Source organism: Methylopila capsulata (assembly GCF_016907975.1).
Lineage (GTDB): Bacteria > Pseudomonadota > Alphaproteobacteria > Rhizobiales > Methylopilaceae > Methylopila > Methylopila capsulata.
The window spans coordinates 146,971-166,491 of sequence record NZ_JAFBCY010000004.1 but is presented as its reverse complement, the minus strand read 5'-3'; the positions used below and the strand labels follow the sequence as shown (position 1 = coordinate 166,491).

Annotated in this window: 14 protein-coding genes; 10 read left to right on the top strand and 4 right to left on the bottom strand. The window is 66.0% G+C overall.

Annotated features, from left to right (window positions below; genetic code table 11):
• Positions 1–159 precede the first annotated feature (159 nt).
• Positions 160–1,182, bottom strand: a complete 1,023-nt coding sequence (locus tag JOD31_RS16695) for a sulfate ABC transporter substrate-binding protein (protein WP_204951566.1) — start codon at positions 1,180–1,182, stop codon at positions 160–162.
• Positions 1,183–1,333: 151 nt separating this feature from the next.
• Between JOD31_RS16695 and JOD31_RS16690 the strand changes: the two genes are divergently transcribed.
• Positions 1,334–2,050 carry an adenosylcobinamide amidohydrolase gene (locus JOD31_RS16690; RefSeq protein ID WP_204951565.1) on the top strand — a complete coding sequence of 239 codons (717 nt, stop codon included), beginning with the start codon at positions 1,334–1,336 and terminating at the stop codon, positions 2,048–2,050.
• A gap of 178 nt (positions 2,051–2,228) precedes the next feature.
• Positions 2,229–4,754 (top strand): TonB-dependent receptor, encoded by a 2,526-nt coding sequence (locus JOD31_RS16685; protein WP_210341565.1) that lies wholly within the window; start codon positions 2,229–2,231, stop codon positions 4,752–4,754.
• Between the two features lie 123 nt (positions 4,755–4,877).
• Here the strand turns inward: JOD31_RS16685 and eutC are convergent, their stop codons facing one another.
• Complete coding sequence (eutC, locus tag JOD31_RS16680) at positions 4,878–5,648, bottom strand: ethanolamine ammonia-lyase subunit EutC (protein ID WP_204951564.1); 771 nt, start codon at positions 5,646–5,648, stop codon at positions 4,878–4,880.
• Positions 5,649–5,674: 26 nt separating this feature from the next.
• Positions 5,675–7,072: an ethanolamine ammonia-lyase subunit EutB gene (locus tag JOD31_RS16675; RefSeq protein ID WP_204951563.1), complete on the bottom strand. Its 1,398-nt coding sequence runs from the start codon at positions 7,070–7,072 to the stop codon at positions 5,675–5,677.
• A 409-nt stretch (positions 7,073–7,481) separates the two neighbouring features.
• On the opposite strand from JOD31_RS16675, the gene JOD31_RS16670 reads away from it, so the two are divergent.
• The 3 genes from JOD31_RS16670 (at position 7,482) to JOD31_RS16660 (ending at position 12,326) form a co-directional block, all read left to right on the top strand.
• On the top strand, positions 7,482–8,981 hold the full coding sequence (locus tag JOD31_RS16670) for a phosphomannomutase/phosphoglucomutase (protein WP_204951562.1): 1,500 nt from the start codon (positions 7,482–7,484) through the stop codon (positions 8,979–8,981).
• Positions 8,982–9,214: 233 nt separating this feature from the next.
• Positions 9,215–10,678, top strand: coding sequence for a mannose-1-phosphate guanylyltransferase/mannose-6-phosphate isomerase (locus tag JOD31_RS16665; RefSeq protein ID WP_271206221.1), 1,464 nt, complete (start codon positions 9,215–9,217; stop codon positions 10,676–10,678).
• Between the two features lie 325 nt (positions 10,679–11,003).
• Positions 11,004–12,326 carry a glycosyltransferase family 4 protein gene (locus JOD31_RS16660; RefSeq protein ID WP_246482560.1) on the top strand — a complete coding sequence of 441 codons (1,323 nt, stop codon included), beginning with the start codon at positions 11,004–11,006 and terminating at the stop codon, positions 12,324–12,326.
• 88 nt (positions 12,327–12,414) lie between these two features.
• Here JOD31_RS16660 and JOD31_RS16655 read toward each other — a convergent pair whose 3' ends face one another.
• Positions 12,415–13,749 (bottom strand): glycosyltransferase family 4 protein, encoded by a 1,335-nt coding sequence (locus JOD31_RS16655; RefSeq protein ID WP_246482559.1) that lies wholly within the window; start codon positions 13,747–13,749, stop codon positions 12,415–12,417.
• Between the two features lie 356 nt (positions 13,750–14,105).
• Here JOD31_RS16655 and JOD31_RS16650 point away from each other — a divergent pair, with 356 nt between their 5' ends.
• From JOD31_RS16650 to JOD31_RS16630, 5 genes are all read left to right on the top strand, one after another.
• The gene (locus JOD31_RS16650; RefSeq protein WP_204951559.1) at positions 14,106–15,086 is read left to right on the top strand and encodes a polysaccharide pyruvyl transferase family protein; all 981 of its coding nucleotides are present in this window, start codon (positions 14,106–14,108) and stop codon (positions 15,084–15,086) included.
• Between the two features lie 177 nt (positions 15,087–15,263).
• Positions 15,264–16,370: a polysaccharide pyruvyl transferase family protein gene (locus JOD31_RS16645; protein WP_204951558.1), complete on the top strand. Its 1,107-nt coding sequence runs from the start codon at positions 15,264–15,266 to the stop codon at positions 16,368–16,370.
• On the top strand, positions 16,367–17,224 hold the full coding sequence (locus JOD31_RS16640) for an ABC transporter permease (RefSeq protein ID WP_204951557.1): 858 nt from the start codon (positions 16,367–16,369) through the stop codon (positions 17,222–17,224). The genes JOD31_RS16645 and JOD31_RS16640 overlap by 4 nt, the downstream gene beginning before the upstream one ends.
• Positions 17,221–18,000 (top strand): ATP-binding cassette domain-containing protein, encoded by a 780-nt coding sequence (locus JOD31_RS16635; protein WP_204951556.1) that lies wholly within the window; start codon positions 17,221–17,223, stop codon positions 17,998–18,000. The genes JOD31_RS16640 and JOD31_RS16635 overlap by 4 nt, the downstream gene beginning before the upstream one ends.
• A gap of 13 nt (positions 18,001–18,013) precedes the next feature.
• A complete protein-coding gene (locus JOD31_RS16630) occupies positions 18,014–19,348 on the top strand; it encodes a KpsE/RkpR family capsule polysaccharide export protein (protein WP_204951555.1) in 1,335 nt (444 codons plus the stop codon).
• Positions 19,349–19,521 lie beyond the last annotated feature (173 nt).

Below are 19,521 nucleotides of genomic sequence, written 5' to 3'. Positions count from 1 at the left end.
GGCGGAGCGCCGGGCGCGGCCGGCGCCACATAGGTCGCGTCGAGGCTGGAGGTCACTCTAAGGCTCGATCGTCATTGAGGGAACGGCGGACAAGCCTGCGGCCGGACGTCGACGTCCGGCCGCAGATCGAAAGGATCATGAGAGGATGCGAGGGCCGGGTCAGTTCGGCTTGTAGATCTGGTCGAAGGTGCCGCCGTCGCCGAAGTGCTCGGACTGCGCCTTGCCCCAGCCGCCGAAGTCGCCGTCGATCGTGACGAGCTTCAGCTTCTGGAAGCGGTCGACGTCCGCCTTGTCGGCGAGGTCGGGCGACACCGGGCGATAGAAGTTCTTCGCCGCGATGGTCTGGCCCTCCTTCGCGTACAGCAGCTTGAGGTAGGCCTCCGCCGCCTTGCGCGTGCCGTTCTTGTCGACGTTGCCGTCCACGATCGCGACCGGCGGCTCGGCCAGGATCGAGATCGAGGGGAACACGATGTCGAACTTGTCCTCGCCGAACTCCTTCAGCGAGAGATAGGCCTCGTTCTCCCAGGCGAGCAGCACGTCGCCGAGGCCGCGCTGGGCGAAGGTGGTGGTGGAGCCGCGGGCGCCCGTGTCGAGCACAGGGACGCGCTTGAAGAGCTCCGCCACGAAAGCCTTCGCCTTGGCCTCGTCGCCGCCGTTCGCCTCGCGCCCGTAGGCCCAGGCGGCGAGATAATTCCAGCGCGCGCCGCCGGAGGTCTTGGGGTTCGGCGTGATGACCTGGACGTCCGGCTTCACCAGATCGTTCCAGTCCTTGACGCCCTTCGGATTGCCCTTGCGGACCAGGAAGACGATGGTCGAGGTGTAGGGCGAGGAGTTGTGTGGCAGGCGCTTCTGCCAATCGGCCGGCAGCTTGCCCGTGGCCTTCGCGATGGCGTCGATGTCGGCGGCGAGCGCGAGGGTCACCACGTCGGCGTTCAGTCCGTCGATCACCGAGCGCGCCTGCTTGCCGGAGCCGCCATGGCTGACTTGAACGCGGATGTCCTCGCCCGTCTCGGCCTTCCAGCTCTTTGCGAAGGCCGCGTTGAACTCCTTGTAGAGCTCCCGCGTCGGATCATACGAGACATTGGTGAGGGTCGTCTGGGCGAAGGCGCCCGGCGCGGTGGCGGCCAACGGGACGGCCAGAACAAGGGCGGTCAGCGCGCGGGTGAAGGTGCGGCGATGCATCAGCGTCAGGCCTCCGGAAGCGATCCGCTCATTCGACTTTCCCCACCGGAAATGTCAATACATAAAATCACTAGCTTTGTAGAATTAAAGGTCGACGCCGGCGCGAGGGGCGCGCCGGGCGACGGCCCGCCGCACAGGAGACAGCCTGCAGATGAGCGCCGCTGACGACATCGCGAGCGACGCCGACGCGCTGTTCTCCGTCACCTGCGCCCGCCCCTGGTTGGCGGCGCGCTTTGTCCGGCCGCAGCGCATGCTGAGCTGGGCGCTGGCGCGGCCGGGCTTCCAGACCGCGCACGAGGTCGCCTGGCTCGAGGTCGAGGACGTCGACCTTCCCGTGACCGTCGACCCGGTCGCGCTGCTTGCGGCGCGCATGCGGTCGGCGGAGTTCGGCGACGCCGTCGGGATGATGACCTCCCGCGACGTGCGTCGGCATCGCGTGGCGGGGGCGGCGTCCGGCGGAACGACTGCGCGCTGTCTCGCGACCGTCGGCCTCGGCAACGCCGCGCGGGTCGGCGCGCCCTCCCCGCCTCCTCACGAGGCCTGGGGCACGGTCAACCTGCTGGTCGCGTGCTCCGTTACGCTGACCGACGCCGCGTTGGTGGAGGCGCTGTCGATCGCCGTCGAGGCGCGTACGGCGGCGATCATGGCGAGCGGCCGCACCGTCGACGGCGGAGCGGCCACGGGCACCGGCACGGATTGCGTCGTCGTCGCGACGCCGCTCGACGGGCCGGCCGCCAGCTTCGCGGGCCTGCACACAGACGTGGGCGTCGCGATCGGGACCGCCGTCTACGAATCCGTGAAGAGCGGCGCCTGCGACTGGATGGCCCACACGAGAGCACACAAGAGCGCAGGTGAAGAACGCCTATGAGGCGCGACCCTTCGTAAGAATTATTATATGAGGCTTATTATAATGTTGTTTTCCAACATCAGGTCTTCGAATAGTTCCCGATTCTAACCCGCTGCACTTGTCCTACCCCGAATCTCCGGCCTTAAAATGCCGCAGTTTGGCCATGTTCGGCCACAGACGCTGGGGACGGGACACCTCCATGAAATTCACAATAAGAAGAACGGCGCTGGTGGGCGCCTCGCTTGCGGCCTTGACCGCAGCCTGCGCGCCGGCGTCGGCGCAGGACGCGATCGCGCTGCCCGAGATCGACGTGATCGGCACGACCCCACTCGGCGGCGACGGCCTCGACCGCGACAAGGTGCCGGCGAATATCATCAGCGTGACCGGCGATCAGCTCCGGACGTCGGGCTCGGCCACCGTGCAGGAAGGGCTTTTTCAGAACGCTCCGAGCGTCAACATTTCGGACGTCACGGGCAACCCGTACAATAAGGAAATCTTCTTCCGCGGCTTCCAGTCCTCGCAACAGAACGGCGCGCCGCAGGGCCTCGCGGTCTACCAGAACGGCGTCCGCGTCAATGAAGCCTTCGGCGACACGGTGAACTACGAGTTCATCCCGACCGTCGCGATCGATCGCCTCGACGTGTGGACCAACAATCCCGTGTTCGGCCTCAACGCGCTCGGCGGCGCGCTGAGCTTCCAGACCAAGAGCGGCTTCACCTTCCAGGGCGTCGAACTCGAGGCTCAGATCGGCTCGTTCGGCCGCCGCGAGGGGTCCGCCCAGTGGGGCACGCAGATCGGCAACTGGGCGGGCTACTTGGCGATCGAAGGCGCGCGCGACGACGGCTGGCGCGACTTCTCGGCTTCCAATGTGAAGCGCGTGTTCGGCGACGTCGGCTACAAGACCGACACCTCGGAGATCCACTTCAACTTCACCTACGCGGATTCGAAGCTCGGCGTGGTCGGCCCGACGCCGTTCGAGCTTCTCGAGCAGCGTCGTCGCAACGTCTACACCGGCGACCAGATCAACGAGAACGAGATGGGCATGCTGAACTTGCAGGGCAAGTTCCAGGTGACCGACGCGTGGTCGCTGCAGGCCAACGCCTACTACCGCCGCTACCGCTCCGATCGCGTCGACGGCAACGACACCGACGTGCGCCCATGCCCGGAAGACGGCCCCTATGCCGGCAAGCTCTGCCTTGAAGGCGATGATTTCGGCATCGACGATGACGACGTGAACCTTCCGCAGAACGCTGACCGCCTGGTCATACGTGATCCTGTGACCAATCGGCCGATCGACAACATCTACGGGGACGAGGACGACTTCGGACCCGGCAACACGCCCGGCTCGATCGAGCGCTCCCACATTCGCACCACTTCGGCCGGCGGCACGCTGCAAGCGGCCAATGAGGGCGAACTGTTCGGCCGCAAGAACCATTTCGTCATCGGCGCGGCCTATGACTTCGGCAAGACAGACTTCCGCGGCGACAGCGAACTCTGCATCATCCCCGAAAATCTGCAGTGCATCGAGACTGGCAAGAAGTATTACTCTCTGATCCCCGGCGGCATTATCCCTGTCGATCTCGAGACCAAGAATCATTATCTTGGGCTCTATGCGACCAACACGCTCGACGTGACCGACAAGCTGTCGGCGACGATTGGCGCGCGTTGGAATTACGCTCGACTGATTCTGAACGACAAGGGCACGATCGTGCCGCTGAACGAGGACGGCCTGCCCGCCGGTCCGAACCTCGACGGAAAGCACAGCTTCGACCGATTCAACCCCATGGCCGGCCTGACCTACAAGATCATGCCGAACATGACCGGCTTCGTGTCCTACTCCGAGTCGAACCGCGCTCCGACGGCGCTGGAACTCGGCTGCTCGAACCCCGACATCCCCTGCCCGCTCGAGTCCACGCTGGTCTCGGATCCTCCGCTCAAGCAGGTCGTGACGCGCACTGGGGAACTGGGCTTCCGCGGCAGCTTCGACAGCTTCCTCGGCGGCGCGCTCAACTGGAGCGCGAGCGTTTACCGCGCGAACAACAACAATGACATTCTGAACGTGCCGAGCGCGATCACGGGCCGCGGCTACTTCGTGAACGCCGGCAAGACGCAGCGCCAGGGTCTCGAACTCTCCGCCCAGTACATGGCCGAGAAGTGGGCAGTCTACGCCAACTACTCGTACATCGACGCCACGTTCCGCAAATCGCTCCGTCTCGCTTCGCCGAACAATCCGGCGTCCGAAGGCTACGGCGAGGATGACGACGACGACGATATCGCCGCGGCGGCCGATGCCGACGACAACGCCGGGACGATCCACGTCCGCAAGGGCGATCGCCTCACCGGCATCCCGGATCACCAGTTCAAGTTCGGCGCCGCCTACCGCGTCACGCCGGCCTGGACGGTGGGCGGCGACGCCCAAGTCATGAGCGGTCAGTACTATCTCGGCGACGAATCCAACCAGAACAAGAAGCTGCCGGGTTACGCGATCTTCAACGTCAACACCTCCTATCAGGTGACTGAACAACTCAAGCTTTTTGGTGGCGTGAAGAACCTCTTTAACAAGAAGTACTCGAACAACGCGACCTTCTTCGAAACCGACGACATCGGCTTCCTCGGCCTCGAGGATCCGCGCTCGATCACCCCGGCGCGTCCGCTGCAGCTCTACGTCGGCCTGAACATGAAGTTCGGCGCCAAGGCTGACCCGGTGCTCGTCACCAAGTACTGAGCCCGCCTCCGGCTTTCCGCCGGGAAGCGACATGACGAAAAGGCCCGTGACGGCAACGCCACGGGCCTTTTCTATTCCGTCCGCCAGCGCGGGCAAGTTAGTCCAGAGGATAAAGCCGACCGCTCAGGTTTCCGGCAGAGCCCCGCCCGCCGCCGGCGCCAGCGCGTCGACGTCGTCCTTAAGCTTCACGCCGGTGAGCTTGAGCCGGGTCGCCTCGCGGATCAGCCACACGAGCTTGTCGGCTGCGAGCGCGTAGGACAGGCCGCCCTTGCCATGGATGTTCGAGATGCAGTTGCGCTCGCTGTCGCGGCGACCGCGGCGGGGCTCGTAGGTGAGGTAGACGCCGAGGCTCTCAGCCACTGACAGGCCCGGCCGCTCGCCGATCAGGACCGCCACAAGCGTCGCGCCGACGCGCTCGCCGACATCGTCGCCGAGCGCCACGCGCGCCTGGCTCGCCAGCACCACCGGCGCGATCTTGAAGCCCTTGAGCCGCTCGACGCAGGCATGCACCAAGGGGGCCGCGTGCATCTGTACGGCCGTGGCCGAAAGCCCGTCCGCGACGACGAACACGACGTCCGCGCCTTTATCCGCGGCGTCGAGGTCGGGGCCCGGCTCGTCTCCAAGCCGGCGGCCAAGGTCGGGCCGGCGAAGGTAGGTCGGTCGGTCCGGCGCGGAACTCTTCACCCGCAGCGTCGAGAGCGGCTGGAGCGCGGCCTCGACCGCGTCGAGGTCGAGGGGCGTGTGGACCGCGTCCCGCGCCGTGGCGTGCGCCGCCTGAAACTCCAGCACCGCCTTGAGCGGCATGGCGTCGCCGCTCCGCCCGAGGCCGATGCGGGCGTTGGTCGAGGCGCGGAGCGCGCTCCAGGGGTCGGTGGGGCGAGCGACGTCGTCCATGGGCGGGTTCTCCTTCGGACCTTCGGTCACGCGACGAGCGAGGCTTGCGCGAGCATGTGCGAAATCCGCGGATCCTTGAGTTCGAGCTCCCGGATGCGGCCGTCGGGCGCGACCATGCCCATGCGGTCGAGCCAGGCCTCGAACTCGGGCGCGGCCTTCACGCCGAGCGTCGAGCGGAGATAGAGCACGTCGTGGAACGACAGGCTCTGATAGTTCAGCATGACGTCGTCGGCGCCGGGCACGCAGATGAGGAAGGTGCAGCCCGCCGTCGTCAGGAGCGTCATCAGGCCGTCCATGTCGTCCTGGTCGGCCTCGGCGTGGTTGGTGTAGCAGACGTCGCAGCCCATCGGCAGGCCGAGCAGCTTGCCGCAGAAGTGGTCCTCGAGGCCGGCGCGGATGATCTGCTTGCCGTCGTAGAGGTACTCCGGCCCGATGAAGCCGACGACGGTGTTCACGATCATCGGCTGATAAGCGCGGGCGACGGCGTAGGCGCGTGTCTCCATGGTCTGCTGGTCGACGCCGTGGTGGGCGTCGGCCGAGAGCGCCGCGCCCTGCCCCGTCTCGAAATACATGACGTTCTGCCCGACCGTGCCGCGCTTCAACGCGAGAGCGGCCTCATGCGCCTCAGTCAGCACGGCGAGATCGACGCCGAAGCCGCGGTTCGCGGCCTCCGAGCCCGCGACGGACTGGAACACGAGGTCCACCGGCGCCCGCCGGTTCATGATCTCGATCGCGTTGGTGACGTGGGTGAGCACGCAGGTCTGCGCGGGGATGTCGTACTGCTGGCGGAGCCCGTCGAGCATCTCCATCAGCGCGATCGCGTTCGGCACGTTGTCGGTCGCCGGGTTGATGCCGATCACGGCGTCGCCGACGCCGTAGAGCAGGCCGTCGAGCACGGAGACCGCAACGCCGCGGAGGTCGTCGGTGGGGTGGTTCGGCTGCAGCCGCGTGCCCAGCCGCCCGGGAAGCCCGAGCGTGGTGCGGAAGGCGGTGATCACCTTGCACTTCCGCGCGACCGAGATGAGATCCTGGTTGCGCATGAGCTTTGAGACGGCCGCGACCATCTCGGGCGTCAGGCCGGGCGCGAGCTTCGACAGCGCGTCCGAGTCCGCCTCGTGGGACAGAAGCCAGTCACGGAACCCGCCGACCGTGAGATGGGACACGGCCGCAAAGGCTTCGGAGTCGTGGCCGTCGACGATCAGGCGCGTCACCTCGTCGTCCTCGTAGGGCACCAGCGCTTCGCCGAGAAAAGTGTCCAGAGGCAGGTCGGCGAGAACGATCCGCGCCGCGACGCGCTCGGCGTCGGTGGCCGCCGCCAGCCCCGCGAGTTCGTCGCCGGACCGCCGCGGCGAGGCCGCCGCCATCAGCCGCTTCAGATCGGAGAACACATAGCGTTGTCCGCCCAGATCGCACCGCAGGATCATCCCGCTCTCCTTCCCACATCGCGCCGATCGCGCTGCGGCGATCCCTCCGCAAGCGAGAAACGGACCATCTGTTCTACTCCGTCACGACCGCAGCGAAATGACGGCGTCGGCGGCCTGGGTCGTTTCGAGGCATGACGCTTTCCGCGGCACAGGGCGAGCGCGAATATTGCATCACCCAGAAAATTCCGCTCCGCGGCGACGTCCGTCGCGCCCCCGCGCGGATCCTGCGGGGAAGCGGGTCTCATCTTGGGGCCGTGCGGCGAGGTGACGCCGGTTTGCATGGCCCGTTTCGCGAGCGCCGTATCGCTACCGATTGCCGTGTCCGACCCTTCGTGCTCCATTGCGCCGCATCATGGCTGGAGCGGCTCCGTTTGGAGCGGTTTTGCCAATCACGGAGATCTTCGCGCGCATGTTCCCGACGCCCAAGCCTTTCCTCAAGCCCAACACATATGAGTTTGAATCGTCGCCGATGGTGAAGGCGACCGGCTTCCGGGAATACGACGCGCGCTGGCTGTTTCCCGACGAGATCAACCTCATGGGCGTGCAGGCGCTGGGGATGGGGCTCGGCACTCTGATCCACGAACTCGGCATCCGGCCGGAGATCGTCGTCGGCCACGACTTCCGCAGCTACTCCGCCTCGATCAAGATCGCGCTCGCAAACGGGCTCATGGCGGCCGGAATCAAGGTCCGCGACATCGGGCTCGCGCTCTCGCCGATGGCCTATTTTGCGCAGTTCGAGCTGGACTGCCCCTGCGTGGCGATGGTCACCGCGTCGCATAACGACAACGGCTGGACCGGGGTGAAGATGGGCGTGCAGCGCCCGATGACCTTCGGCCCCGAAGAGATGACGCGGCTCAAGGAGATCGTGCTCGCGGCGGCGTTCAAGCTGCCCGGCGGCGGCGCCTACTCCTTCGAGGAGAACTTCCCCGAGCGCTACCTCGCCAAGCTGCTGGATCGCCCGAAGATCACCCGCAAGCTGAAGGTCGTCGCGGCCTGCGGCAACGGCACCGCCGGCGCCTTCGCGCCCGAAGCGCTGGAGCGGCTCGGCTGCGAGGTGATCCCGCTCGACGCCGAGCTCGACCACACCTTCCCGAAGTACAACCCGAACCCCGAAGACATGCAGATGCTGCATGCGATCCGCGACGCGGTGCTGGAGCACGGCGCGGACGTGGGCCTCGGCTTCGACGGCGACGGCGACCGCTGCGGCGTCGTGGACAACGAGGGCGACGAGATCTTTGCGGACAAGGTCGGCGTCATGCTCGCGCGCGACCTCTCGGCCATCCACCCCAACGCCCAGTTCGTGGTGGACGTGAAGTCGACCGGCCTGTTCATGACCGACCCGGTCCTGATCGCCCAGGGCGCCAAGACCGACTACTGGAAGACCGGCCACTCCTACATCAAGCGCCGGGTGAACGAGCTCAACGCGCTCGTCGGCTTCGAGAAATCCGGCCACTACTTCTTCAACAAGCCGATCGGCTACGGCTACGACGACGGGCTGATCTCCGCGCTCGCGATCTGCGACATGCTCGATCGCAACCCCGACAAGTCGATGGCGGACCTGAAGCGCGCGCTGCCCAAGACCTGGGGCTCGCCGACCATGTCGCCGCACTGCGCGGACGACGTGAAATACGACGTCGTGGCCGAAACGACGGCGACCTTCGAACGCATGCACGCCGAGGGCGAGCCGGTGGCCGGCCAAAAAATCGTCGACATCGTCACCGTCAACGGCGTCCGCGTCACCTGCGAGGACGGCACCTGGGGCCTCGTGCGCGCCTCGTCGAACAAGCCCGAACTGGTCGTCGTGATCGAAAGCCCGGTGTCCGAAGCGCGGCTTCACGAGATGTTCAAAGCGGTCGACGGCATTCTCCGGCGGCGCTCGGAGGTCGGCGCATACAACCAGACAATCTGACGGAAGGCCCTCAGTTCCCCGCCGGCGATCCCTCGCGCCGGCGGGTTTCCAAGCAACGCCAGGTTGCGATCTGAAACTGCGCGATTGACAAAGTCGCCTCAGATCGCGCTATTTTGCGCCTGCAAAGTCAATTTGTTGCAGCGCACATATTTGGCCGCCGGGCCGACGTTTGATGGCCGACGGGTCTGCCGGCTTCAGATTTAGCGGGGGAGTCCAAGACGATGAGTGGCGACGTGAGACGTACGACAGGGCCGTCTAAGGTCACGCCGGTGATCCTGTCGGGCGGCACGGGCACGAGGCTGTGGCCGCTGTCGCGCGAAGCCTATCCGAAGCAGCTTCTCGCTCTCGCCGGCGATCGCACGATGCTCCAGGACACTGCGAGCCGCGTCGGCGACCCCAAGCTTTTCACAAAGCCTATGGTTGTAGCGAACCATGAGCATCGCTTCATCATCGCCGAACAGATGCGGGCTCTGGGCCTCGACGACACCACGATCGTCCTCGAGCCGTTCGGACGCAACACGGCGCCGGCGGCCGCGGTCGCCGCGCTGGTCGCTGTCGCGACAGATCCCAACGCCATCCTTCTGCTGATGCCCGCCGACCATGTGGTGCGCGACCCCGCCGCCTTCCGGGCCGCGGTCGAGCGCGGGCTCGTCGCGGCGCACGAAGGACGGCTGGTGCTGTTCGGCCTCAAGCCGACCGAACCTGCGACGGGCTTCGGCTACATCGAGCAGGGCGACGCCCACGCCACCGCCCCCGGCAGCTACTCCGTCAAGCGCTTCGTCGAGAAGCCCGACCGGGCGACGGCGGAGGGCTATCTCGCCGACGGCGCCTATCTGTGGAACAGCGGCATCTTCCTGCTGCCCGCGCAGGCGCTCATCGACGAGTTCCAGAAGCTGGATCCCAGCGTGCTTGCGGCGGCGAGACGCGCGCTCGACAGCGCCGGGCGCGACCTCGACTTCGTGCGGCTGGGCGAGGACGCCTTCCGCGACGCCCCGTCGATCTCGATCGACTACGCCGTCATGGAGAAGACCGACCGCGCCGTCGTGGTGCCCGCCGACTTCGCCTGGACCGACGCCGGCAGCTGGTCGTCGCTGTGGGACATCGGCGCCAAGGATCGCAGCGGCAACGTGGTCGCGGGCGAAACCGTCATCGAGGACGCCAAGGGCTGCTACATCCGCGGCGAGGGCCAGCTGGTGGCGGCGCTCGGCGTGGAGAACCTCGTGATCGTGGCGACGCCCGACGTCGTGATGGTCACGACCAAGGACCGCGACCAGGACGTCAAGACGCTGGTCAACCAGGTGCGCGCCGCGGGCCATGCCTCCGCCACCGAGACCCTGCGGAACCATCGTCCGTGGGGCTTCTTCCAGTCGATCCACACCGGCGACCGCTTCCAAGTGAAGCGCATCACCGTGAAGCCCGGCGCGAAGCTCTCGTTGCAGAAGCACTTCCACCGCGCCGAGCACTGGGTCGTGGTGAACGGCACCGCTCTGGTGACCCGCGACGGCGAACAGGTGCTGCTGCGCGAGAACGAGTCCGTCTTCCTGCCGCTCGGCTGCGTCCACCGGCTCGAAAATCCCGGCAAAGTGCCACTGAACCTGATCGAGGTTCAGTCCGGCTCCTATCTCGGCGAGGACGACATCGTCCGCTACGAGGACATGTATGCGCGGGTGAAGGACGAGGCCGACACGCCGCTCTGAACCCGTGGCGGGCTGTCCCGACCCGGAGCGCCAAGGGTCGACTCCGAAGGTTGCCGGCCGCCCGCAGCGGGCGTCCGGGCTTGACGGAACATATGTTCCGCGCCAAGTATCGACGAGCTTTGCCATGCGTGCGGCGGTCGTTTAGGCCGACGCGTCATTCCCCCAATTTCAATCGCTGATTGACGACCTTTTTAAATACATCGCTGTCTGTGTAATAACGGGTTGAAGCTTGAACATCATCTTCGATATCACGCGGCTTTTGCGGCGATCGTCGGCGTTTACGCCGACCGGGATCGACCGCGTCGAGTTGGCCTATGCCCGGCACTTGCGCGAACACTACCCTGAAGAGGCGCACTTCATCGGCCGTCTGCGCTCGCGGCCCTGGCGGCTCAACCCGGACGCCTGCCACAGCTTCATCGAGACGCTGACGACCCGTTGGGAGATGAGCAACGAACTGGCCTCGCGCAGCGAGATCAGCCGGCTGGAGAACTTCCTCGAGATCCAGCCGAACGCCCTCGCGGCCGGCATGGAGGAGCCCATCCGCCGCAGCTCTATCCCCGCGCTCGCGCCGTCGCTGCCGGTGCTGCTGTCCCCTCTCAGCCTATGGCCCGATCGCGCCTGCCGCCGTTTCAACAAGGGCGCGGTCTATCTCAACGTGTCGCACGAGGGCCTGATCGCCCGGCGCGACGTGAGCCGGCTGGTCGAGGTCCGCAACCTGCTGCCGATCTATCTGGTCCACGACCTCATTCCGATCTCGCATCCGGAATACGCCCGGCCCGGCGACCGCGAGAAGCACGAGGCGCGCATGCGCACGGTGCTGAACTCGGCCGTCGCGACGCTGACGAATTCGGAGCACACCAGCCAGATGCTGTCCGAGTTCGCGACCCTGCACGGGCTCAATCTCGCGCCGACCGTGGTCAGCCCGCTCGGCGTCGAGCAGAAGTTCCACGACCCGGTGGACCTCCCGCCGATCGACACGCCGTACTTCGTGATGATCGGCACGATCGAGCCGCGCAAGAATCACCTGACCATCCTGCATCTCTGGCGCCATCTCGCGGAAACGTCTCCGGTCGTGCCGAAGCTGATCGTGATCGGCCGGCGCGGATGGGAGAACGAGAACGTCATCGACATCATGGAGCGCTGCGACGCGCTCTCGCCGCATGTGATCGAGTGCAACCGGCTGCCCGACCAGCTGTTGCGCCATCTCATGGCGAACGCGCGGGCGGTGCTCATGCCGTCCTTCGCTGAGGGCTACGGTCTGCCTCTCGCCGAAGCGCTGACTATGGGCGCGCCGGCGATCTGCTCCGACCTATCGGTGTTTCGCGAGATTGCGCACGACGCGCCGGACTACATCAGCCCGATCGACGGGGCCGAGTGGATGCGGTCGATCGTCGATTACGCCAAGCCGGACTCGGAGCGCCGGGCGGCGCAGATCGAGCGGCTGGCGCATTTCAAGCCGCCGACCTGGGAGAAGCACTTCGCGGCGCTCGATCATCTGATCGAGCTCGTGCACAGCACCTCCCAGCGCTCCGCCACCGCGATCCGCCCGGGCAAGTACCGGACGCCGTCGCCGGTGCCCGGCAGCGCCGTCGCCGCGCGCATGCGCAAGAACATCGCGGAACTGATCGCGAGCGAAGACGCCGCCTGAGGCGTCGGAACAAGCGCCCGGTCGCGCCGCCGCTTGTCGGGCGGAGACGGACCGGGCGGCGCGTCGGCTTAGGTGGCGTCCGCGCGGATCAAGCCGGCGCGCCCGCCACCTTGTCGTACATCCCCTTGATGGCGCTGCGGTAGCGCTCGCGCGAGTACAGCGCGGCCTGCGCCCTGCCCTTCGCCGAAAGCTCCGCCCGCAGCTCGCCGTTCGTGCTGACCGTCCGGATCGCCTCGGCGATCGCGCGGGTGTCGTAGGGGTCGACCAGCAGCGCCGCATCGCCCGCGATTTCGGGGATGGACGACTGATCGGAGCTGATGACCGGGGTGCCGCACAGCATGCTCTCCAGCACCGGCAGCCCGAAACCCTCATAGAGCGACGGGAAGACGACGGCCTTCGCGCCGCGGATCAGGCTGACCAGGAGCGGGAACGGGGCGTAGTCGAACCGGCGCACGCGGTCGCGCTGGAAGGTGAAGTTCTCGATCTGCTCGAGGTAGCGGTTGGTGGACTCCGACAGGAAGCGGAGCTCCTCCTCCGACTTCCAGGCGGGCTTGCCCAGAACCACCAGCGGCTCCTTCACGTCGCTCGCGAGATAGGACTCGATCAGGCGCCCGATGTTCTTCTTCGGCTCGACCGCCCCGAAGTAGAGGAAATACCCCTTGTACTCCAAGCCGAACGCGCCCTCGACCTCGCGCTTCACCACGTCCTCGGGCTTGTCGAGGTACTTCTTCGGAATGTCGACCGACTGGTAGGTGTTGGTGATCTTGTCTTCAGGATAGTCGAAGAGCTCGATGATGTCCCGCTTCGAGCATTCCGAAACGGTGACGATATGATCGGCGTTCTTCAGAACGCGCCTGATCATCCGCATGTAGAATTTCTTGTTGTCGAGCGTGGTGTAGGGCAGCTTGAGCGGCACCAGATCGTGCAGCGTATAAATGTTCTTCACCCCCGGGATCCGGATCGGAAGCGGATAGGTCCAGTGCATGATGTCCGGCTTCGTGATCGAGCTGACGCGAAGCATGGTCTTGTAGGTGCGGAAGTTGCGGTAGGACTTGTGGAACAGGTCCGGGACGTTCCAGATCTGGTCGAAATAGGGCATGCGCGATTCAAAGCTGCGCGTGACGACCTTGCCGGTGATCGGGACCTTGTGCGCCTGCAGCCCGAGCGGCGCGACCGCCGACTCCCGCAACCATCGGACGGCCTGCAGCACGGGGTGCGGCTTGCCGGCGTGAGGATCGAAGAACGCGATCTCCCGCATGAGCTTGTCCGCGCTCGGGGACGCGCGGGAGCCGTAGAGGATTTCCGTATTGTAGCCGAGCTCCTTGCATTCGAAGCTCAGGTTTCGGGCGTAGGTCGCCACTCCGGTCCCCTTCTCGAGGGCCAGATTGTAGCCGTCGAGCATGATCGATCGGCGGTTCGCCATACGAGAACACCTCTTCTCCGCACACCCAAAGTCCGCGACGGAGGCGACGCCTTGCGACCCGCCGACGAACGCGCACGATCTGAACCACGCGCCGCGACGTAGGCAAGCGAAAGCGTGTCACGGGGGCGAAAAGGCGCTACCGCCTTGGTTGCACTTTCCAGCGCGGGTCGGGCGCCATAGGTTCGCGGCTTGCTTTGATCGATTCAATCCTCTGATCACCTGTTGGGCCGCCTAAAGGCCCTCCTCATTCCCCCCAAGGCTCCATGCTTCCCGAGACCGTCAGTTCGCCGCCTCCTGAGCCGTCCCTGCAGGAGCGGCCGCAATCCTCGTCAGCTTCCGCGGCCACTCTGGTGCGCATGAACCTCGGCGTCCTCTCGGTGCCCCTCTCATGGGTCGCGACGACGCGGGAGCATCCTCACGCGAACGTGGGCGACGCCTTGAGCGCCTTCGTGGTCGCGGTCATGGCCGGGCTGCCGGTTCGGCGGGCCGGCTTCGACCAGACGGCGGAGCGGATGGTGGCGGTCGGGACCATCGGCCACAACCAGCGCAACGGCGTCCTTCATTTCTGGGGGACCGGCGTCGACGCCGAGCGCAATCCGGTCGACCCGGCGCATCGCGGCTACATCCGCCCCCCGGACACCGAATTCAACGTCTATGCGCTGCGCGGTCCCCGGAGCGCCGCGACGTTTCGCAGCCAGGGGATCTCCGTTCCCGACGTCTACGGCGACCCGGTGTGGGTTCTCCCGCGTATCTGGCCGATGACGGAGGTGGAGAAGACGCACGATCTCGGCGTCATCCTGCACATCTCCGAACTCGAAAGCGCCGATCCGGACGCGACCGCCAAGGCGATCCTCAAGCGCTACTACATCCCGCCGCATCTCCAGGATCGCATCCGCCTGATCAACACCTATTGCCCGGCCACTCCCGAGGCGATGCGCGCGAAGATCGCCGAGATCGTGTCGTGCCGACGCGTCGTCTCCACCAGCCTGCATGGCCTGGTGATCTCCGAGACCTATGGCATTCCCTGCTCCTGGTTCGGAACCTATGGCGACAGCTACGGCGCGATGCTGGATCTGAACGACCCCGGCGCGCATATCGACCACCGCATGCGCGACTTCTACACCGGCGCCGGCCGCGACCGCCTGTCGGCCTTCTGTCTCGACCGCGCACGCATGACGGATTGGGACGCGGTCATGCGCTGGGTCGATGAAAGCTGGCGGCCGCTGGCGTACGACGACCGGCCGCTGATCGACGCGTTCCCGCTGCCGCTCGCGGTGTCGTCGGCGTCGAAGGTGTGGAACGCGCCGGCGGCGATGATCGCCAAGATTCCGTTCTGATCCGGCAAGCCGCGTCGCCGCGCCGAAAGGTCTTGCTGCACCGCAACGTGTGACCATAAAATGGTCACTTAAAATGTTGATGCTTCGTCAGCGACGCCGCAATCCGGGCGCGCTGCGGGCGTCCCGCCGAGCGGCGCGTTCGCTCGGACGGGCGGCCGGGGGACAGCAGGAGACGTCATGCGGGGAAGCCTGGCCGACTACGCGCGAAGCAATGGCGTCGTCCCTCTGGGGTGGGCCGGCTCGACCATGCAGATGGACTATCTGAATTTCGGCGACGCCCTCAGCCCGGTGATGGTCGCCCTCGGATGCGGACTGCCCGTTCGACGCGTGCCCTTCAAGTCCGCGACGCTTCGCATGGCGGCGGTCGGAACCATCGGCCATGGATTTTCCGGCGGCGAGACATGGTTCTGGGGAACCGGCAGCTCGAACTGGGCCAATCCCTCGGCCCCGGCCGCGGAGCATCTGCCGTTCGTCCCCTCCGCCGATTCCGTCTTCAAGGTTTCGGCGACCCGTGGGCCTGTCTCGGAGCGCCTGCTCAACGGCGGCGGTCAAGGCTCCGGGATCTATGGCGACCCGGTCTGGCTGCTTCCGCGGTTTTACGCGCCGAAGGTCGAGAAGAAGTGGAAGATCGGGGTCATCCTCCATCTGTCCGAACTCGCCGACAGGACCTATGAAGCCCACCCCCGAGACCACATCGTGCGGTGCGTGGTCGAGCCGGAGTATGCGGACGACGTCCGGCTGATCACCACCGTGACGCCGATCTCGATCAGGTCGATTCAGGAGAAGATCGACGAAATCCTCGCGTGCGAGCGGATCGTGTCGACCAGCCTGCACGGCATGGTGGTCGCCGAAAGCTACGGCATTCCCTGCCTGTACTTCTCGCCCAACGGCGCCGGGCCGCTCGACCTCGATCTCGATCCCGACGGCGGCACGGACCGGCGGATCGTCGACCTCTACACGGGCCTTGGCCTCAAGACGCGCCGCGCCTACGGACAGAGCCGGGCCGCGCGAACGGACTGGGACGCGCTCATGCGCGCGGTCGACGCCAACTGGACGCCGGTCGATCTTCTCGACGGCGACGCGCTGCTCGAGGCCCTGCCGGTCGACGTGGCGCCGATCGCGGCGCGCCCGGGCGAGACCATCTGGGAACACCCCGTGCTGACCGGGTTGACGCTGCAGCACGACGTCACCGAACTGCGCCGCGCAGACAAGGCGGCGTCCAAGGCGGCGGCCTTGAAGGCGCCCGCCTCGCCTGCGCCAGCGACCATCGGGGCAGCGAAATGACGATATGGGCGAACGAACGCCATGAAGGCTGGTTCGTCGCCGCTGCGCGGAACCAGATCCGAACGGTGATCGCGTTGGTCGGCACCGAGGCGTCCGCCCGTTTCGCGCGCAAGACCTTCGGCGTGATCGAGGAAATCGGCGGCCTCGCGATCATGGTCGCGGGCCTCGCCGCCCTGCGCTACTTCACCGGGTCGAGGACGCATCACGGCATGCCGATGGTGCCGTTCCTGACATGCGGCGTGTTCATCTTCTGGACGTTCAAGACGACGCTGTCCCAGGCCTCGAGCTTCGCCTCGGCCAAGTCGCGCTATGAGTTCATGCCGCGCGTGACGCAGCTCGACGTGCTGATCGCGCGTTCGGTCGTGAACACGCTGTTCTACCTCTGCCTCGCGATGGGCGCCTTCACCGCGTTTTTCTTCATCGGCATTTCCGACTGGATCGAGCAGCCGTTCGTGGTCATCGCCGTGCTGGTGGTCGCTTCGGTGTTCGGGTTCGGCGTCGGCATGGTTTTTGGCGCGATCAACACTTTCGCGCCATTCTTCCGCACCGTGCAGCATGTCTTGATGCGCGTCCTCATGTTCACCAGCGGCGTGCACTTCATCTGGCCGGAAGTGCCGTACATGTTTCGATGGATCGTCATCGAAAACCCGTTGTTCCACCTGTGCGAATTCATTCGAAGCGGCTATTTCGTGGCCTATGAGTCGCCTGTGGCGAGCAGCCTCTATGTCGGGGTCTGGGTCGTCTCGACCCTCGCCATCGGCCTGATGTGCGAGCGGCTTTGCCGACCCTTCTACGAGCGTGACCGCCGCCGCGCCACGGAGAGCGAAGATCCCTTCGCGCTGGACGGCCTATGATCGCGCGCTTGCTGAGAGGCGGCGGCGCCTTCGCGGCGCTGCGGGACGACCCGGCCGGTTTCACCGAGATCGGCGGGGGGCACAAGGATACGATCCGCCTGCGCGGCGTGACGAAGGTCCTCGGCGCTGGGCGGAAGCAAACGCTGGTGTTCGACCGTGCGGACGCTGAGTTCCGCCGCGGCGTGTCGATCGGCGTTCTCGGCGGGGCGAGCTCCGGAAAGACGACGCTGGTCAACCTGCTGAACGGCAACCAGTCGCCGACCGAAGGGCGGGTCGACTGCGGCATGACGGTGTCGTGGCCGCTGGCGTCGCGCACGATTTTCAGCAAACGCTTCAGCATCCGTCAGAACGTTCGGTTCGTATCGGCGATCTACAACGCCTGGCCGCCCGATATGCTTGACGCGGTGACTGATCTTGGTAAGATCAAGAGGCAGGATCTTGACGTCGAGCTCGACCAGTTACCGGACGAGCTGAACACGCGGGCGACGATCAGTCTGTGCTTGGCGCTTTCTTTCGATTGTTATGTTGTTGATGAGCGGGTTGCGTTGGGCAACAAACCGTTTCGCGATCTGGTGCAAGAAAAGCTGCTTGAGATGAAGGGCGACCGCAGCCTCATTGTGGTCACCCGGACGGCTCAGACCATTCGCGAAATGTGCGATGAGTGCTATGTGATCATCAATCGTAAGCTGCAGAAATTCGACAGCAAGGGGGAAGCGATCTTGGCGTTCCGTGGGGCGACCGACGGGCAAGATCTCTCCGACCCGCTCACCGAGTGATGGCGGAGGTCCAATGAAGATCGCGAACATGAACCCGATCGGCGCGCGGCGCCGGGCCCCTCGCGCTGGCGCAAGCGCCGACGCGCTCGCGCTGCGGACCGCCACAGCTGCAGCCGCGGCGCCGTCGACCGCGGTGGCCACGCCCGCCGAGGATTTCGTCGACACCCGACGTCCCTCGCCCCCGCCTCTGCGGCGCGGTCGCATCGACGACGTCGAGAGCTTCGAACGCCCCTCCTCGCGCGACGCCTGGCGTAAGAAGATGCGCCTGTTCAACGCGCTCTTCCTCTCGGTGCCGCTCGTCGTCGCCTGCATCTATTTGTTCGGGATCGCCTCCAACCGTTACGTCGCGGAAAGCGTCATCGCCATCCGAAACCCAGCCAGCGGCGTTTCGGGCGTGCCCGGATCGATGGTCGGCCAGGTCGGGCAGCCGGTGCCGAGCCAGGCCGAGCGCGCGATCGACGAGTCCTACGCGGTCGTCAACTACATCAAATCGCGCGAAGCCTTCGACGAGCTCAACAAGCGGATCAACCTGACGCCGCGGATGCAGGAGACCTCGATCGACTGGTTCGGGCGGCTCTCGCCCGAGGCGCGCCACGAGCGGCAGTACCAGCACTATCTCTCCCAGATTGAAGTCTCCTACGACGATCTGCAGGGCCAGATCAGCCTGACGACCTACGGCTACGACGCCGATACGGCCTTCAAGATCGGCGCCGAGCTGTCGCGGATGAGCGAGCAGCTGGTCAACCAGTTCAACGAGCGCGCCCGCGCGGACATGATCAAGCTGGCGCAGGAGCAGGTCTCCGAGGCGGCCAACGAGATGCGCCGGACCAACCAGGCGATCACGGACTTCCAGCTCGCCAACGGCATGATCGACCCGACGATGGAGACCACGTCGTACGGCACGATCATCCAGACCCTGCGCGACCAGATCGCGAGCAAGCGCGCCGAGATGACGGCGCTGTCGAAGACCTCGACGCCCACCTCGCCTCGGACGTCGGAAATCCGTAACATGCTCGACGCGCTGGAGGTGCAGTTGACCGCAGAGCAGCAGCGCCTGACCGGCAAGACCGACGCGCTCGCGCCCCTGATCGGCTCGTACAAGATGCTCAGCGTGGATCAGGGCCTCGCCCAGCAGAAGTACTCCTCGGCGGTCGCGATGCTGCAGAGTTCGCTCGTCCAAGCGGAGATGAAGAAGCTCTACATCGTCAACATCGTGTCGCCCCGCGTTCCCGTCGATCCGATCCTGCCGAACAAGTCGAAGAGCCTGATGTGGGTCATCGCCGGCACGATCATCGCCTGGATCATCGCGCGGCTGACGCTCGCCTCGATCCGCGACCACCGGGTGTGAGAGCGGCCGGAAGGCGGCGAATTCGGCCTCGGACGCGGCAAGGCGTGCGCCCCCTGGCGCCCGCCTTCGAAAAGTCGACCCGCGCTCCGGCGATCCGCAGTCTCGCCGCCGCCCGGGACCGGAAGCTTCAGTTTCTGATATCCAAGTGACGAGCCCTAAAGCGTGGTCAGTGC

What these genes read in the sequence shown, in the direction of transcription:
- JOD31_RS16695 (WP_204951566.1), bottom strand. Translation starts at nt 1,182, where the DNA reads ATGCATCGCCGCACCTTCACCCGCGCGCTGACCGCCCTTGTTCTGGCC.
- JOD31_RS16690 (WP_204951565.1), top strand. Translation starts at nt 1,334, where the DNA reads ATGAGCGCCGCTGACGACATCGCGAGCGACGCCGACGCGCTGTTCTCC.
- JOD31_RS16685 (WP_210341565.1), top strand. Translation starts at nt 2,229, where the DNA reads ATGAAATTCACAATAAGAAGAACGGCGCTGGTGGGCGCCTCGCTTGCG.
- eutC (WP_204951564.1), bottom strand. Translation starts at nt 5,648, where the DNA reads ATGGACGACGTCGCTCGCCCCACCGACCCCTGGAGCGCGCTCCGCGCC.
- JOD31_RS16675 (WP_204951563.1), bottom strand. Translation starts at nt 7,072, where the DNA reads ATGATCCTGCGGTGCGATCTGGGCGGACAACGCTATGTGTTCTCCGAT.
- JOD31_RS16670 (WP_204951562.1), top strand. Translation starts at nt 7,482, where the DNA reads ATGTTCCCGACGCCCAAGCCTTTCCTCAAGCCCAACACATATGAGTTT.
- JOD31_RS16655 (WP_246482559.1), bottom strand. Translation starts at nt 13,749, where the DNA reads ATGGCGAACCGCCGATCGATCATGCTCGACGGCTACAATCTGGCCCTC.
- JOD31_RS16650 (WP_204951559.1), top strand. Translation starts at nt 14,106, where the DNA reads ATGAACCTCGGCGTCCTCTCGGTGCCCCTCTCATGGGTCGCGACGACG.
- JOD31_RS16645 (WP_204951558.1), top strand. Translation starts at nt 15,264, where the DNA reads ATGCGGGGAAGCCTGGCCGACTACGCGCGAAGCAATGGCGTCGTCCCT.
- JOD31_RS16640 (WP_204951557.1), top strand. Translation starts at nt 16,367, where the DNA reads ATGACGATATGGGCGAACGAACGCCATGAAGGCTGGTTCGTCGCCGCT.
- JOD31_RS16635 (WP_204951556.1), top strand. Translation starts at nt 17,221, where the DNA reads ATGATCGCGCGCTTGCTGAGAGGCGGCGGCGCCTTCGCGGCGCTGCGG.
- JOD31_RS16630 (WP_204951555.1), top strand. Translation starts at nt 18,014, where the DNA reads ATGAAGATCGCGAACATGAACCCGATCGGCGCGCGGCGCCGGGCCCCT.